At 68.7% G+C, this 14904-nt stretch carries 12 protein-coding genes and 1 pseudogene; 5 read left to right on the plus strand and 8 right to left on the minus strand.

Features of this window, described 5'->3' with window-relative positions:
• Nucleotides 1-66: 66 nt before the first annotated feature.
• Both OHB49_RS16705 and OHB49_RS16710 read left to right on the plus strand, forming a co-directional pair.
• Nucleotides 67-621 carry a peroxiredoxin gene (locus OHB49_RS16705; protein ID WP_030969360.1) on the plus strand — a complete coding sequence of 185 codons (555 nt, stop codon included), beginning with the start codon at nt 67-69 and terminating at the stop codon, nt 619-621.
• A gap of 12 nt (nt 622-633) precedes the next feature.
• Nucleotides 634-1167: an alkyl hydroperoxide reductase gene (locus OHB49_RS16710; RefSeq protein ID WP_329161188.1), complete on the plus strand. Its 534-nt coding sequence runs from the start codon at nt 634-636 to the stop codon at nt 1165-1167.
• 85 nt (nt 1168-1252) lie between these two features.
• Here OHB49_RS16710 and OHB49_RS16715 read toward each other — a convergent pair whose 3' ends face one another.
• From OHB49_RS16715 to OHB49_RS16730, 4 genes are all read right to left on the minus strand, one after another.
• A complete protein-coding gene (locus tag OHB49_RS16715; RefSeq protein WP_329161190.1) occupies nt 1253-2653 on the minus strand; it encodes an AI-2E family transporter in 1401 nt (466 codons plus the stop codon).
• Between the two features lie 133 nt (nt 2654-2786).
• Nucleotides 2787-3491, minus strand: a complete 705-nt coding sequence (locus OHB49_RS16720) for a hypothetical protein (RefSeq protein ID WP_030969354.1) — start codon at nt 3489-3491, stop codon at nt 2787-2789.
• Nucleotides 3492-3882: 391 nt separating this feature from the next.
• The gene (locus OHB49_RS16725; protein WP_329161192.1) at nt 3883-5205 is read right to left on the minus strand and encodes a PhoH family protein; all 1323 of its coding nucleotides are present in this window, start codon (nt 5203-5205) and stop codon (nt 3883-3885) included.
• Between the two features lie 477 nt (nt 5206-5682).
• On the minus strand, nt 5683-6444 hold the full coding sequence (locus OHB49_RS16730; protein WP_030914966.1) for an isoprenyl transferase: 762 nt from the start codon (nt 6442-6444) through the stop codon (nt 5683-5685).
• 199 nt (nt 6445-6643) lie between these two features.
• Here OHB49_RS16730 and mgrA point away from each other — a divergent pair, with 199 nt between their 5' ends.
• Both mgrA and OHB49_RS16740 read left to right on the plus strand, forming a co-directional pair.
• On the plus strand, nt 6644-7684 hold the full coding sequence (gene mgrA, locus OHB49_RS16735) for an L-glyceraldehyde 3-phosphate reductase (RefSeq protein WP_313938948.1): 1041 nt from the start codon (nt 6644-6646) through the stop codon (nt 7682-7684).
• 256 nt (nt 7685-7940) lie between these two features.
• Nucleotides 7941-8680 (plus strand): annotated as a pseudogene (locus OHB49_RS16740) (DNA glycosylase AlkZ-like family protein); the annotation flags it as partial.
• 213 nt (nt 8681-8893) lie between these two features.
• On the opposite strand, the gene OHB49_RS16745 reads toward OHB49_RS16740, so the two are convergent.
• The 3 genes from OHB49_RS16745 to OHB49_RS16755 form a co-directional block, all read right to left on the minus strand.
• Nucleotides 8894-9352, minus strand: a complete 459-nt coding sequence (locus OHB49_RS16745) for a hypothetical protein (RefSeq protein WP_030969349.1) — start codon at nt 9350-9352, stop codon at nt 8894-8896.
• Between the two features lie 95 nt (nt 9353-9447).
• Entirely contained in the window at nt 9448-10239 is a 792-nt protein-coding gene (locus tag OHB49_RS16750) for a class I SAM-dependent methyltransferase (protein ID WP_329161197.1), read from the minus strand.
• Between the two features lie 59 nt (nt 10240-10298).
• Nucleotides 10299-10508, minus strand: a complete 210-nt coding sequence (locus tag OHB49_RS16755) for a hypothetical protein (protein WP_329161198.1) — start codon at nt 10506-10508, stop codon at nt 10299-10301.
• Between OHB49_RS16755 and OHB49_RS16760 the strand changes: the two genes are divergently transcribed.
• Nucleotides 10509-10700, plus strand: coding sequence for an FCD domain-containing protein (locus tag OHB49_RS16760; RefSeq protein ID WP_329161200.1), 192 nt, complete (start codon nt 10509-10511; stop codon nt 10698-10700).
• 145 nt (nt 10701-10845) lie between these two features.
• Here the strand turns inward: OHB49_RS16760 and OHB49_RS16765 are convergent, their stop codons facing one another.
• Nucleotides 10846-14238 carry a CARDB domain-containing protein gene (locus OHB49_RS16765; RefSeq protein ID WP_329161202.1) on the minus strand — a complete coding sequence of 1131 codons (3393 nt, stop codon included), beginning with the start codon at nt 14236-14238 and terminating at the stop codon, nt 10846-10848.
• Nucleotides 14239-14904 lie beyond the last annotated feature (666 nt).

The following is a 14904-nucleotide window of genomic DNA, read 5'->3' on the forward strand; positions in this document are numbered from 1 at the left end:
AGGTGGACATCGTCCAACCCCCAGGAAATCCTGCAAAAGGGAATTCCTACGCTGCAAGGAGAGCGCGTGCTCACTGTCGGTGACAAGTTCCCCGAGTTCGACCTGACTGCTTGTGTCTCGCTGGAGAGCGGCAAGGAGTTCGAGCAGATCAACCACAAGACCTACGAGGGTCAGTGGAAGATCGTCTTCGCGTGGCCGAAGGACTTCACCTTCGTGTGCCCCACCGAGATCGCCGCCTTCGGCAAGCTGAACGACGAGTTCGCCGACCGTGACGCCCAGATCCTCGGCTTCTCCGGCGACTCGGAGTTCGTGCACCACGCCTGGCGCAAGGACCACCCGGACCTGACCGATCTGCCCTTCCCGATGATGGCCGACTCGAAGCACGAGCTCATGCGTGACCTCGGCATCGAGGGCGAGGACGGCTTCGCGCAGCGCGCCGTCTTCATCGTCGACCCGAACAACGAGATCCAGTTCACGATGGTGACCGCCGGTTCCGTGGGCCGTAACCCCAAGGAGGTCCTCCGGGTCCTCGACGCCCTGCAGACCGACGAGCTGTGCCCGTGCAACTGGACCAAGGGCGAGAACACCCTGGACCCGGTCGCGCTCCTCTCGGGCGAGTGAGCTGACACCGACATGGCACTCGACGAACTGAAGGCCGCCGTCCCGGACTTCGCCAAGGACCTGAAGCTGAACCTCGGTTCGGTCATCGGGAACAGCGAACTCCCGCAGCAGCAGCTGTGGGGCACCGTCCTCGCCTGCGCGATCGCCTCGCGCTCGCCGAAGGTGCTTCGCGAGCTGGAGCCGGAGGCCAAGGCCAACCTCTCCGCCGAGGCGTACACCGCTGCGAAGTCGGCCGCCGCCATCATGGCGATGAACAACGTCTTCTACCGGACCCGGCACCTGCTGTCGGACCCCGAGTACGGGACGCTCCGCGCGGGCCTGCGGATGAACGTCATCGGCAAGCCGGGCGTGGAGAAGGTCGACTTCGAACTGTGGTCGCTCGCCGTCTCCGCGATCAACGGCTGCGGCCAGTGCCTGGACTCCCACGAGCAGGTGCTGCGCAAGGCCGGCGTGGACCGTGAGACCATTCAGGAAGCCGTCAAGATCGCCTCGGTGATCCAGGCGGTCGGCGTGACCCTCGATGCCGAGGCCGTGCTCGCCGAGTAACAGCAGTACCCCTGATACGAGAAGGGCCCCGAGGACGACCGACCGTCCACGGGACCCTTCTTATCGTTCCGACGCGCTCTCCGCCTCAGTGCACCGGCGGCTTCCCTTCCCCTTCGTCCTCACCCTCGGGCGGTGGCTCCGCCGCCGGGAGCGGGGGCGGAGTCGAGGCCGGGGCCGCACCGATCGCGGTGGCCCCGCGGGGCTGCGGTGCATGGCGAATGGCGGCCTCCTGCCCGAACGCCCGCAGATAGCCGACCACCGTATTGGTGACCGCGACCAGCGGCACCGCGACGACCGCACCGCCGATCCCCGCGACCATGCCGCCCGCGGCAACCGAGAGGACGACGGCGAGCGGGTGGACGCGTACCGCACGGCCGAGGATGAACGGCTGCAGCACGTGTCCCTCGATCTGCTGGACGGCCAGCACCACCACCAGCACCATCAGCGCGGTGAACACGCCCTCGGTGACCAGCGCGACGACGACCGCGAGCGCTCCGGAGACCACTGCGCCGACCAGCGGGATGAAGGCGAAGAGGAAGATGAAGACGGCGAGCGGCACCGCCATCGGCACATCGAGGAACCAGATCCCGAGCCCGATGAAGATGGCGTCGATCATGGCGACCAGCACCGTGCCCCGCACATAGGCGGTCAGCGTCCGCCAGGCGCGTGGCCCTGCGCCCGCGACACCCGGCCGGGCCTGGGCGGGTACGAGCTTGAGCACCCACTGCCAGATGCGCTTCCCGTCGTACAGCAGGAAGAGCGTCGAGAACATCGCCAGCAGTATCCCGGTGAGGACCTCCACCATCACGGTGACGCCCTGGAGCCCGGCGGAGGTTATCTCTTCGGTGTTGGTGCCGATGGTGTCGCTGAGGTTCTTCGCGACGTCGTTGATCTGCTGCTCGGTGACGTGGAAGGGGCTGTCGAGCAGCCAGCGCTTCAACTCGTCGATACCGTCCCGCACCTTGTCGGAGAGGGTGTCGAGGTTGTCCATGACCTGCCAGACAACGAACCAGCCGACCAGGCCCATGATGACGAAGCCCAGGATCGCCGTGACGGCGGTGGCCAGGCCGCGCGGCAGCCCGTAGCGCCTCAGCCGGGCGACGGTCGGCTGCAGCATCGCGGTGACGAGCAGCGCGGCGACGAACGCGAGCACCACCAGCTGTACGGCGCTGATGACCCGCATCAGCACCCAGAGCGTGCCGGCCAGGACGAGCAGCCGCCAGCCGGCCTCGGCCGCGACGCGCATCCCCCAGGGGATCGCCGCGACCGGATCGGGCCGGGCGGCGACGGACGGGGCGTATGCGGGCGGTGGCGGCACATGGTCAGCCGTGGCGGCAGCGTGGTCGGCGGCGGCCGGGATCGCCGGCTCGGCGTCCGCGTCCCGGTCCGCCTCGGCCTCCGCCGCGGCCCGGCGTTCCTCCAGGCGCTTGCCCAGCTCGGTCAGTTCGGCGCCCACCCGGCCGAGCCAACCTGGCAGTTTCGACATGTGTGTTCCTCTTCCCCCGATTTCTCTCCCCACCACTCCCCCCGGAGTCGTCCGGACGACGGTACACGCGCGAAGCCCCCCACCGTAGGACGGTGGGGGGCTTCGCAAGGTTGAGACGGAACCTCGGAAGGTTCTAGTACCAGCCGTTGGCCTGCCAGAACGACCAGGCCGCGCACGGGCTGCCGTAGCGGGCGCTGTTCATGTAGCTGAGGCCCCACTTGATCTGGGTGGCCGGGTTGGTCTGCCAGTCGGCGCCGGCGGATGCCATCTTCGAACCGGGCAGCGCCTGGACCAGGCCGTATGCACCGGAAGACGGGTTGCTCGCACGGTAGTTCCAGCTGGACTCGTGGTCCACGATGTTGCTGAAGCACTGGAACTGATCGGCGGGCATCATCTGACGCGCCATCGCCTGGACTTCGGCCACGGTGTACGAGCTCTGCGTGGCGAACGCGGAGGCGCTGCGGACCTCGGAACGGCTGGCGCGCTCGGCGTCCTTCTTGGCCTGCCGCTCCTGCTCCAGCTTGTCCTCGGCCGCCTGCTTCTTCGACTTGGCGTCCTTGGCGGCCTGGATGCGGGCTGCTTCCTCGACGGACTTCTTCGCCGCCGCGTCGGCCGCGGACGCCTGGGCGTCCGCCTGCTGCGTCAGCGAGGCGGTCTGCACCTGGGCCTGCTGGCCCGCGGGGATGTCGGCGAGCAGCGTCGTGTCGGCTGCGGTCGCCTCGAAGTTGTTGTCGTCGACAGCGGGAGTGCTGCCCGAAGCAACGCCTACGACGGCGCCGACGGTGGTGACCGCAGTGGCAGATGCCACGGCGAACCCCCGGACCGAGATCCGGCTCACACGGTGTCCTTCCAGCATCGCCCGCTTAGGTGACCTCGCAGGCGCAATCGTGCCCCTGACACTGGCCTCCCTACTGCTTGGGTCACGGGGAGGCACGGGCCCGGTGGGCAGCTCCCCTGAGGGAGTGCCGCGTGGTGCTCGCGGGCGGCATACGGACGGCGATTGTTGAGTTGTGTGGTGCGTGGCACCTCTGGAGGTGCGGGTGTGCCGTATGCGGGGCCTGACGGAAGCAAGACTCTGCCGGAACCGGCCGCCGCTAAGCAATTCTCCGTTGCGTGTGAAAGCTCACACCCCGTTTGGCTCAGGTGTTTTGCGGAAATGGCGCCGCAACATGATGCCGCCCGGCTAAGCTCCTTGGCTCGCCGGGCGGCATCAACTGTCACATCCAGTATCAGATCTGGCCTTCCTCCAGCATTTCGGTCACCAGTGCGGCGATCTGCGAACGCTCGGAGCGGGTGAGCGTGACGTGCGCGAAGAGCGGGTGGCCCTTCAGCTTCTCGACCACGGCGACGACTCCGTCGTACCGGCCGACCCGGAGGTTGTCCCGCTGGGCCACGTCATGCGTGAGCACAACCCGGGAATTCGACCCGATCCTGGACAACACGGTCAGCAGGACGTTGCGTTCGAGCGACTGCGCCTCGTCGACGATCACGAAGGCGTCGTGGAGCGACCGGCCCCGGATATGGGTGAGTGGCAGGACCTCCAGCATTCCGCGCCCCAGCACCTCCTCGATCACCTCACGCCCGGCGACCGCCGACAGCGTGTCGAAGACGGCCTGCGCCCAGGGGCTCATCTTCTCGGCCTCGGTGCCGGGGAGATAGCCGAGCTCCTGCCCGCCGACCGCGTACAGCGGCCGGAAGACCATCACCTTCTGGTGCTGCCTGCGCTCCAGCACGGCTTCGAGACCGGCGCAGAGCGCCAGCGCCGACTTTCCGGTACCGGCCCGGCCGCCCAGCGACACGATGCCGACGTCCTGGTCGAGCAGCAGATCCAGGGCGATGCGCTGCTCGGCGCTGCGGCCGTGGATCCCGAAGGCCTCCCGGTCGCCCCGGACGAGGCGCACATTGCCCTCGGCCGTGACCCGGCCGAGCGCCTTGCCGCGCTCGGACTGGAGGACCAGTCCGGTGTGCACGGGCAGGTCGGCGACCTCGGGGACGTACAGCGTCTCCTCTCCGAAGAGCAGATCCACCTGTTCGGCCGAGAGGGGAAGTTCGGCCATCCCCGTCCAGCCGGAGTCGGTGATGGCGAGTTCCGCGCGGTACTCCTCCGCGAGGAGGCCGACCGACGATGCCTTGATGCGCAGCGGCAGGTCCTTGGAGACGACCGTGACGTCGTACCCCTCGGCCTGGAGATTGCGCGCGACCGCGAGAATCCGAGAGTCGTTGTCCCCCAACCGGTAGCCGGCGGGCAGTACGCCGGGATCGGAATGGTTGAGTTCGACGCGCAGCGTTCCGCCGAGATCCCCTAGCGGGATCGGGGCATCGAGCCTGCCGTACCGGACGCGGAAGTCGTCCAGCAGGCGCAGGGCCTGCCGGGCGAAGTAGCCGAGCTCCGGATGGTGGCGTTTGGCCTCCAGTTCCGTGACCACGACGATCGGGAGCACGACTTCGTGCTCGTCGAAGCGGGCCATGGCGTTCGGATCGGCCAGCAGGACGCTGGTGTCGAGAACATAGGTGCGCCTGTCGGGCATGCGGCGCTTTGTGCTGGTCACCACGGAAGGACGTACCCCCTCGGACGAGGTTGGGCTGCGACGGCGTCGCGGAGCATCCCAAAGGGAGAGGACGGACCGGGCTGCGGCCACCTTGCGCGGGCCGAGCGCCGGCCCTCCGCGTCGGCCGCACTGTATGTACGGTCCTTCGTGTGCAAAGGGCCTCCCGGGCGAGCGGACTCGATGCCACTCACTTGGACACGACGTCCGCCTGGTTTTTGACCGGACGTCGACCTGACAGGGGTATTCCCTCGAACACGCGAAGCCATGCCGCCACGCGGCGGGCGGGTGAGCCGGAAGTGATGGGCCCGACCACACAGGTCCGGGCCCACGATGTGAGTCCGTCCGGCACTTGAGGCCGGAACCGTTGCGCGGGGCCGCGGGCGAGCCGGAAGCAGTGCCCAGGGGGCACGGGTCCGGGCTCACCCGCCCCGGGGTTCCGTCCTCGAACGCCGGACAGGCCGGGCCGGAGGCGCGGCGGCGTCAGCCGCCGAAGCGGCGGCCTCGGGCCGCGTAGTCGCGCAGCGCGCGAAGGAAGTCGACCTTGCGGAACGCCGGCCAGAAGACTTCGCAGAAGTAGTACTCGGAGTGCGCGCTCTGCCAGAGCATGAAGCCGGACAGCCGCTGCTCACCGCTCGTGCGGATCACCAGATCCGGATCCGGCTGCCCCCGCGTGTACAGGTGCTCGGAGATCAGGTCCGTGGAGACGATCTCCGCGAGGTCCTCGAAGGACGTCCCCTTGGACGAGTGGTCGAGCAGCAGCGAGCGCACCGCGTCCGCGATCTCCTGCCGGCCGCCGTAGCCGACGGCGACGTTGACCAGTATTCCGTCGACGCCGACCGTGGCCTGCTCGGCCTCCTTGAGGACGGTCTGGGTGTGCGCGGGCAGCAGGTCCAGCGTGCCGACGTGGTGGACGCGCCACCGGCCGTCGGCCGCCAGGTCGCGCACGGTGTTCTCGATGATGCCGAGGAGCGGGGTCAGCTCGGACGCGGGCCGGTCGAAGTTGTCCGTGGAGAGCAGCCACAGGGTGACGACCTCGACATCGGTCTCACTGCACCAGCCGAGCAGCTCCTGGATCTTGTCCGCACCGGCCTGGTGCCCCTGCGCTGCCGTACCGCCGGACGCCTTAGCCCAGCGCCGGTTGCCGTCGAGGATGACACCGATGTGCTTGGGCACCTGGGTGTGATCGAGGCGGGCCTCCACCCGGCGCGCGTAGAGCCTGTACACCAGGTCGCGCAAGTTCACTGAGTTCACCTCTCGGTTCTGTGCGGGCCCGCCCGCCCCATTGCCCGGGGTCCGGGGTCGTCCCCCTGGGGATCGCCGCACAAGTCCGCAGAGCCATCGCTCCGCCGTGCCGTGGCAGTCCCCGACGTCGCCACATTACTGCGCAGGCGCCGCACCGGCCCAACCTGGTCTGTCACAAGTACGTGATAAGGAGGGAAACGTGACTGATTCTTCTTCCTCCTACCGGGCTGCCGGTTCGCGCTACGACTCCATGGAGTACCGCCGGACCGGCCGCAGCGGTCTCAAGCTCCCTGCCGTCTCGCTCGGCCTGTGGCACAACTTCGGCGACGACCGCACACTGGACTCCCAGCGGGCGATTCTGCGCCGCGCCTTCGACCTCGGAGTGACCCACTTCGACCTGGCCAACAACTACGGCCCGCCGCCCGGCTCCGCCGAGCTCAACTTCGGAAAGCTCTTCCACCAGGACTTCGCCCCATACCGTGACGAACTGGTCATTTCGACCAAGGCCGGATATGACATGCACCCCGGCCCGTACGGCGAGTGGGGGTCCCGCAAGTACCTGCTGTCGTCGCTGGACGCCTCGCTGAAGCGGATGGGGCTGGATTACGTCGACATCTTCTACTCGCACCGCTTCGACCCGGACACCCCGCTCGAGGAGACGATGGGTGCGCTGGCCTCCGCCGTGCAGCAGGGCAAGGCGCTGTACGTGGGTGTGTCCTCGTACAACTCGGAGCAGACCGCCGAGGCCGCCCGGCTGCTCAAGGAGATGGGCGTGCCCGCCCTGATCCACCAGCCGTCCTACTCGATGATCAACCGCTGGACCGAGGACGACGGGCTGCTGGACACGCTGGAGGCCGCCGGCATGGGCTGCATCTCCTTCGTACCGCTCGCCCAGGGCCTGCTCACCAACAAGTACCTGCACGGCATCCCGGAGGGTTCGCGCGCGACCCAGGGCAAGTCCCTCAGCCCGGATCTGCTCTCGGACGAGGTGGTCCGCAGGCTGAACGGGCTGAACGACATCGCTCAGCGGCGCGGCCAGTCCCTCGCTCAGCTGGCACTCAACTGGGTGCTGCGGGACAGCCGTATGACGTCCGCCCTGATCGGCGCGTCAAGTGTGCAGCAGCTCGAGGAGAACGTCGCGGCGCTCGCCGGACCGGCGCTGTCCGCCGAGGAGTTGAAGGAGATCGACACCTTCGCCGTGGACACCGCGGGCACCAACATCTGGGCCGGACGGGGCTGATCGGTCCGGTTTTCACGGGTCCCACCCGGGACCCGCACCGCCTGCCCACAAAAAACGGGCCGGTCCGTGGGGGGGGGATACGGACCGGCCCGAGGGGGGGTTTCCACCATAACCCTTCGTAAGTGATGCTGCGTGCCACGCCGCTCCATAACTACTCTCCGAATTCGCAGAACTCCGTTCCGGGCACGGATTCCGGGGCCCGGGAGAGGGTGCGAAGACGGCGGACGGCCGGGGGCGCCGCCTTGACGCCGGACCGGCGCAAGCTGGTCCCTGGTCCGTTCCCGGCAGCGGCCCGCAGTGGGCCCGCGGCCACCTTGCGGAGCACGGCCGCGGTGGTGTGCGGGTCCTGGGCCATCGGAGTGAACGCCGCCTCGATCCGCTCGATCCGGGCCGGCCTTCACCCGGTCGGCGGTGGGTCACTTCGGCGCGAACCCGGGCACCACCCCGCTCGACGGCCCGGAGGCGCTGGCCGGGCTCGTACACCGCTACCTGTACGCGTACGGTCCCGCCACACCGCAGCACTTCGCCAAATGGCTTGCTGCGCAGAACAGTCGGGCGGTGTCGGTCTTCGCGGAGCGGGCCGGGGCCGGGGCGATCGAAGAGGTGGCGTACGAGGGTGTCGGGCCGGCCTGGCTGGTGGCCGGCGACACCGACTTCCCCGCCGGGGCGGCGCGCGGGGTGCGGCTGCTCCCCTACTTCGATGCGTTCGCCATCGCGTCGCAGCCCCGCGAGAGGCTCTTCCCGGGCACTGCGTACGCCCGCGCGCTGGCGGGTGGCCAGGCGGGGAACCACCCGGTGCTGCTGATCGACGGCGCGGTCGCCGGGGTCTGGCACCAGCGCCGCTCGGGCCGCCGGATCGCGGTGACCGTGGAGCCGCTGTCCCCGCTCACGGCCGGGCAGTTGCGGGGCCTGGAGGAGCAGGTGGAGCGGGTGGGGGTGGTGCTGGAGGGGAAGCCGGAACTGACGGTCGGAAAGGTGACGGTGGGGCCCCACGCCCAAGGGCTGTCCCCTAATCCCTGGCGGATCGGCGCGCGGCGTCGGATGCGGTGCATCGCAAGGCGGAGGAGCATCCTCATACCGTGCGTATCCGGGCGTTCCGACAACGGACGGGCTACCCCCGTGCCGTTGAGGCTACGGGGGAGAGGTGCCGTAGCTGTCGTCGCGCGCCCGCCAGGGATTACGGGACAGCCCTTAGGGTCGCTTGTCTGCTCAGGTGGTCGCTTCCGCGCCGCGGTGGCCGCGGGTGTAGCGGATCGCGACCGTGTCCCCGCCGATGACCACGAAGCGTCCGCCCTCGCACCGGATGACGGCCTGGTGCACCTCGCCGCGCTCGTCCCGGACCTCCTCCGTGCGGGTGACCGTCCAGCCGCCGTCGGGCGGTTCCGGCAGGTGCGGCAGGGCGGCGAACTCCCACTGGCCGGCGGGTACGCACCACTCGGGCAGCCGCGGCCAGGTTCCGGGGCCGACGTGCAGGGTCCAGTCGGAAGCGCAGGTCAGGAGCAGCGACTGCCTGTCGGAGAGCAGGAACTCGACGGCCTCCGGTTCCCCCATCCGCCCCTCCGGCCGGTAGAAGAGGCCGAGGACGCCGACGACCCGTGCCCCTCTGAGCCATTCGGCATTGCCCTGCCGCGTGCCGCGGAAGGCCTCCTCGTCGTTCTCCACCCTCATGGCCTGTTCCCTCCCATGCGCTCACCGCCCAGGGTCGCATCATTTTGGGCGTACGCCGGTGAAGGGAGAGTGGTGACACAGCGAGCGTCACAGGTTTACGGCTGCCGCGGCTTGCGGGCCTCGATCAGGAAGCGGGTGGTGTGCGCGACGAACGGCCCCTCGGTCTCGATGAGGTGGTGCAGGGCGGCCACTTGCGGCCGGTACTGCTCGACTGTGAAGCCGGGCACCATCCAGATCACCTTGCGCAGGAAGTAGACGACGGCGCCGATGTCGAAGAACTCGGTACGCAGCGTCTCCAGCCGCAGGTCGACGACCTCGAGCCCGGCCGCCTCCGCGTCGGCGCGGGCCCGTTGCGGGTCGCGGGCGCCGCGGGCCTCGGGGGGCTGCGGACCGAGGAAGTACTCGACGAGTTCGAAGACGCTGGCCGGGCCGACCTGCTGCGAGAAGTACGTGCCACCGGGCTGCAGCACGCGCGCGATCTCCGCCCACCAGGTGGTCACCGGATGCCGGCTGACCACCAGGTCGAACGCCGCGTCCCCGAACGGCAGCGGCGGCTCGTCGGCGTCGGCGACCACGACCGCGCCGCGCGGGTGCAGGAGGGCGGTGGCGCGGGCGATGTTCGGCGGCCAGGACTCGGTGGCGACGGTCACCGGCGGCAGCTTCGGGGCGGAGGCGAGGACCTCGCCGCCGCCGGTCTGGATGTCGAGGGCCGCCTGCGCCCGGCCCAGCCGGTCGGCCATGGCGCGCGCATACCCCCAGGAGGGGCGTTGCTCGGTGGCCCGGCCGTCGAGCCAGGAGAAGTCCCAGCCGTCGACGGAGACGGCGGCGGCCTCGGCGACGAGCGCTTCGAAGCGTGCGCGTTCCTCTTCTTCGGATGTTCCCGGCATGCGGGGATGGTGTCATCCGCGCATTCGCGGGCGCGACCTAATTCCGGTGCCCCGGCGGGTCAGTCAGGCGGGCGGGATCCGCGTGCGATCCGGATCGGGACGTTGATGAGTTGGCCTCGGATGGTCGCGGTGGTGGCTCTGGCGTGAAAGGTGGAGGCCGGGGTGCCGAGGGCGCGCATCAGGTTGTGGGTGATCGCTGCGAGGGCGAGCCAGGTGGTATTGGCCAGGAAGTCGCCGGAGAGCAGGTGGGCCGGCGGGCCGCCCTTCATGTGCGCGATCACCTGTCAACCGGTGGATCCGGGCTCAGTAGCAGTCCCGATGCCGCCGAACCCGCCATCGCCGAGCACGAACGCACCGCCCGCGCTGTTCTGCGGCGCAGTCCCTACAGGGCGCGGGAAGCGATGGGGGCCCATCTGCCGAGCAGTTTCGACCGCGGGCGCGGGCAGCACCCGGAGGGCTGACCATCGTGGCCCCGGCCTCGGCGGGTGCCCTGACGACACCCGCCTCGGCCCGGGGCCACGGCGTTTACCTTCCCGGAGCGGACCATGGCGGATCAGAAGCGTTCCGCCGCGCGGCTCCAGGGACAGACCCGGGCGTGGAGGCCGATCACCGCGCCTTCGACGAGGAGGCGGTGGCGGTCCCGTTGATCACGAACTGCGATCCGGGTTCGACCAGGACATTGCCCTCGGCCGAGTTGGTCACGGTCACGTTGGTCAGTGTCGCGCTTCCGCGCGCTCCGCCCTGGGCCAGGATGCCGGATCCGTTGGTGGACTTGTCGATGCGTACGTCCCTGATCTGTACGCCGGGCATGGCACCGCCCCCGCCCTTGAACTGGATACCGTCGTAGGTCGAGTCGTAGATGTCGGTGTCGCGGATCGTGACGCCGGGGATGTCCTGCGCCGCCGCGAAGACCGTGATGGCACCGAATTCCTGGTCCTCGCCCCAGAAGGCACCACCCGTGCGGTGTAGTGCGTTGTTGGCGATCAGCGTCTGTCCGGAGAAGGGCAGGGGGTCGTGATCCGTCGCCAACATGATGCCGGGGTAGTTCATGGTGTCCGAGATGATGTTGTTCTCGATGGTGTTCCCGTAACCTCCGTAGACCGCGATGCCGTTGGCACGCCACGGCAGCCGGATCGTGTTGTTGCGGAAGTGGTTGTCGTGGCCGATGTCCACGGACGGATCCTTCACATAGCGACTGGCCCATACCGCCAGCGCGTCGTCCCCGGTGTTCCGGAAGGACGAGTTGAACACCGTCGAATTGCGGGTGCCGTTGGCGAAGTTGATGCCGTCGGCGTACGTGTTGCGAATCCGCATCCCGTTGAACTCGAGGCCGTCGCCCGGCCCCCACAGCTCGGGGATGTTCGAGTAGTCCCGGCCCGCCCAGACACCGACGTTGGCGTGCTCGATCCACACATTGTTGATCTTGGTGTCGTTGCCGAACCGTCCGTTGAGACCGACGCCGCCCTCGGCATTGCCGTCACCGCCGCGGATCGTGCCCGAGCCGAAGATGGCGATGTCGGATATCTGGGTGTTGTCGTCGATGTCGAAGCCGAAGTTGCCCTCGTGCGGATGGTTGATACCGCCTGCCTGGTGCGGCGGTGTGAGGGTGTAGAGCTGGGAGTGCCACATGCCCGCACCCCGGATCGTCACATCCCTGATACCCACCTGGTTGAACTCGCCCCGGTTGAGCGGGTCGTCGGTCAGGATCTTCTGCTCCTGCCGCCACTGGCCCGCAGGGATCCACACACAGCCGATCTCCCCCTTCTGGTCCGCCGTCACGGCGCGCTGGATGGCGTCCGTGTCGTCGATACCGTCGTTGGGAACCGCCCCGTAGGTCGTGATCGAGGTGCAGCCGGCCGGCTGGCTCGACGCCGGTGCCACCTGCTCCAGGTCGATCAGGTCGATGATGTAGAACGAGGCCGAGTCGTTCGCTTCGCGTTGGAGCCGGAACTTCGTACCGGCCGGGTAGGTTTGTGAGAGTAGGGCGTGGGACTCGTCGAACAGCCGCCTGGCGTCGGTCTGGGGCTGGTTCGTCAGACCCTCGGGGCTGTCGGTGTTGCCGTACAGCCAGCTGTGCTTGGACGAGAGATTGAGTTTCCTGGAGAAGGTGTCGTTGACGTAGAGGCTGATGGTGGCCTCGGTGCCGCCACCACCCGGGGCGTCGGGGATCGAGTTGCGCACGACGATCGAGTTCGATGCGCTGGTGGAGGTGAACTCCACGAACTGGCCTGTGGAGTTCAGCCGCACGGACTGGCGACCCGAGGACTCGGTGGCGAAGTTCGTGTGACCGAATGTGCGCTTCTGGTCGGTGGTCAGCAGAGTGCCCTCGTATCGGGCGTCCTCCGCCTCGTACTCGATGTAGGGCACGGCGGCACCGCGGCCGACCACGACGGAGCGCGCGAAGACGTTGTTGTTCTCGTTGGTCTCGGTGACGGTACCGGTCGCGTCGGCGGTTGCGGTGAGCGTGGCTCCCCCGCTGGTGGCGGTCCAGGTGCCACTGATGGGGACGTTCGCCGTCGCGCCCGCGGCGACCGCGGCGGTCGTGCCGTTCAGTGTGGTGGTTCCGGCCACGAGGCGGGTGACCGTGCCCGCGCTCACCGCTGAGGTACCGCGGTTGTGCACGGCCACGGTGAAGGTGACCGAAGCTCCGACGGCCGGGTTCGCGGGGCTGGAGGTGATGCCGCGGACCTCCAGGTCGGGTCCGGGGCTCTGGCCGACGGTCAGCCGGGAGGCGGCCGTGCGGCTGTTGTTGCTGTTGTCCTGCTCGGCGACGGTGTCGGTCGGATCGACGACCGCCGAGACGGTGTACGTGCCCATCGGACGCTTCCCGACATCGACCGGGACCGTGGCCGAGGCACCGGCGGCGAGTGCGCCGACCGGAGCGGTACCCGCAACAGCCCCCTCAAGGCTGACATCGACCGTGGTGGCCGCGGCGGAGGCGGTACCGGCGTTCCGCACGGTGGCGTTCACGGTGACCGTGTCGCTCTCGGACGGGGCGGCCGGAGACCATGACAGATCCGTGAGGGTCAGGTCCGGGTTGGGAGCTGCGGCTCCGACGACCTGGAACTCGGCGACCTGACCACCCGGAGCGCCGGTGTTGGAGAAGAACGAGAGCCGGATATCGGCGTGCCGGCCGGTGACGGGGATGGTCACCGTGTTCTGGTTCGAGGACGGACTGAACACGTAGTCGGCCCGGTCCCGCAACGAGGTGTACCCGGTGGCGGACTGCTCGCGCCCGAGCACCTGGATGCTCTGCGTCCGCGTCGCCCAGGCCGCGTCGGGGTTCAGCTTGATGACGACGGCTTCGACATCCGCGTTGGCGCCGAGCTTCACCGTCAGAGTCGAGGTACTGCCGGCCGCCTCCCAGTACGTGGTCACGCTGTTGTCGTTGGCGTTGGCCGCGACGTACGTCTGGGTCGTCGAGGAGGCCTCGATCGGCTTGTTGAGGGCCAGATTGGTGCCGTTGACGGGCGGGGGGCCGGGATCGTCGCCGTAGATTTCGAGCTCGGAGATCTGCGCGGCGTTCCACCCGGTGTTCGCGGTCACCTGCACACGGACGTATCGGACGCCCGTGTCCGCGAAGTCGAGGGTGACGGTGTTCGTGGCGCCCGGGCTGAACGTCCGGCCGGCCGAGGCGGAGAGGGTGTTGAAGCTGCTGCCGTCGGTGCTGCCCTGCACACTGAGGGTCTGAATGCGCGTCTCCCACGTGGAGGGCACCTTCAGCACCACCTGGTTGATGTCGGCCTGTGCTCCGAGGTCGACCTGAATCCACTGCGGGAAGGCGTTGAGGGGCCCTTCCCAGTACGACTGCTGGCTACCGTCGGTGACATTGGTCGCGGGATAGGCGCCGTGTGCACCGCTCGTCGTGACCGTCCTGCCGAGGGCGAGGTTGGGGCCTGCCTCTGCCGCCTGAGCGGTGCCGGGCAGGAGTCCGACGGCCATCAGACCGGCCATGATCACGCCGGTGACCAGCCGCAGGCCGGATTGCTTCCATCTCATGGTGTCCTCTGTTCCGTGGGGCGGCGGGGCTGCAGCACAGCGGTGCGCCACGCCGTACCCGCATGACGCAACGCGCCTCACGGGTTCGAGCGAAGAGGCACCGGCTGTCGGCCCGCCGAAGGGGATCAAACGCGAGATGAGGCTGAGGGCAGGGGCGTCTGCCGCGGAATCACCCACTCTGGTCAAGAATTTTGGGAATCTCGTCAACTCTTTGCATCCATCGGGGCATAAGTTTCTAGCAGGTCACCGATTTGTCAACGGTGCGCGTGCGCCGACCGATCGTTCGGGTTCCGGTCACGGCAAGGGATCGGGGCGCGCCAACTCCCCCTGAGAGGTGGGTTGTTCGCAGGCGACCATCCGGCGAAAACAATTCCGCTTGCCTGAACGACGACCCGCGTCACGGGCCGACCCTTCGCCCGGTCAACCAGTCGATTTCCCGTCGTGCGATCGTTGGTGGAAGTGCTGCGCAGACTCCGGAACAGGCTTCCGTTTGCGCTGCTTGCACCACCGCGCGCAGCAGGGGAGTTTCACGTCCAGGCGACCGGTCTCGCCCCCCGATGTCTGCGGGACCGTCACACGATCGAGAGCCCGAAATCCGCGTCCGTGAGGGCAGCACATGTGCACGCCGAGGGCGACGCTCGAGCGAAGCCGAGAGCTCGGGGAAGA

This window comes from Streptomyces sp. NBC_01717 (assembly GCF_036248255.1).
Classification (GTDB): domain Bacteria; phylum Actinomycetota; class Actinomycetes; order Streptomycetales; family Streptomycetaceae; genus Streptomyces.

What these genes read in the sequence shown, in the direction of transcription:
- OHB49_RS16710 (WP_329161188.1), top strand. Translation starts at nt 634, where the DNA reads ATGGCACTCGACGAACTGAAGGCCGCCGTCCCGGACTTCGCCAAGGAC.
- OHB49_RS16715 (WP_329161190.1), bottom strand. Translation starts at nt 2,653, where the DNA reads ATGTCGAAACTGCCAGGTTGGCTCGGCCGGGTGGGCGCCGAACTGACC.
- OHB49_RS16745 (WP_030969349.1), bottom strand. Translation starts at nt 9,352, where the DNA reads ATGAGGGTGGAGAACGACGAGGAGGCCTTCCGCGGCACGCGGCAGGGC.
- OHB49_RS16750 (WP_329161197.1), bottom strand. Translation starts at nt 10,239, where the DNA reads ATGCCGGGAACATCCGAAGAAGAGGAACGCGCACGCTTCGAAGCGCTC.
- OHB49_RS16755 (WP_329161198.1), bottom strand. Translation starts at nt 10,508, where the DNA reads ATGAAGGGCGGCCCGCCGGCCCACCTGCTCTCCGGCGACTTCCTGGCC.
- OHB49_RS16765 (WP_329161202.1), bottom strand. Translation starts at nt 14,238, where the DNA reads ATGAGATGGAAGCAATCCGGCCTGCGGCTGGTCACCGGCGTGATCATG.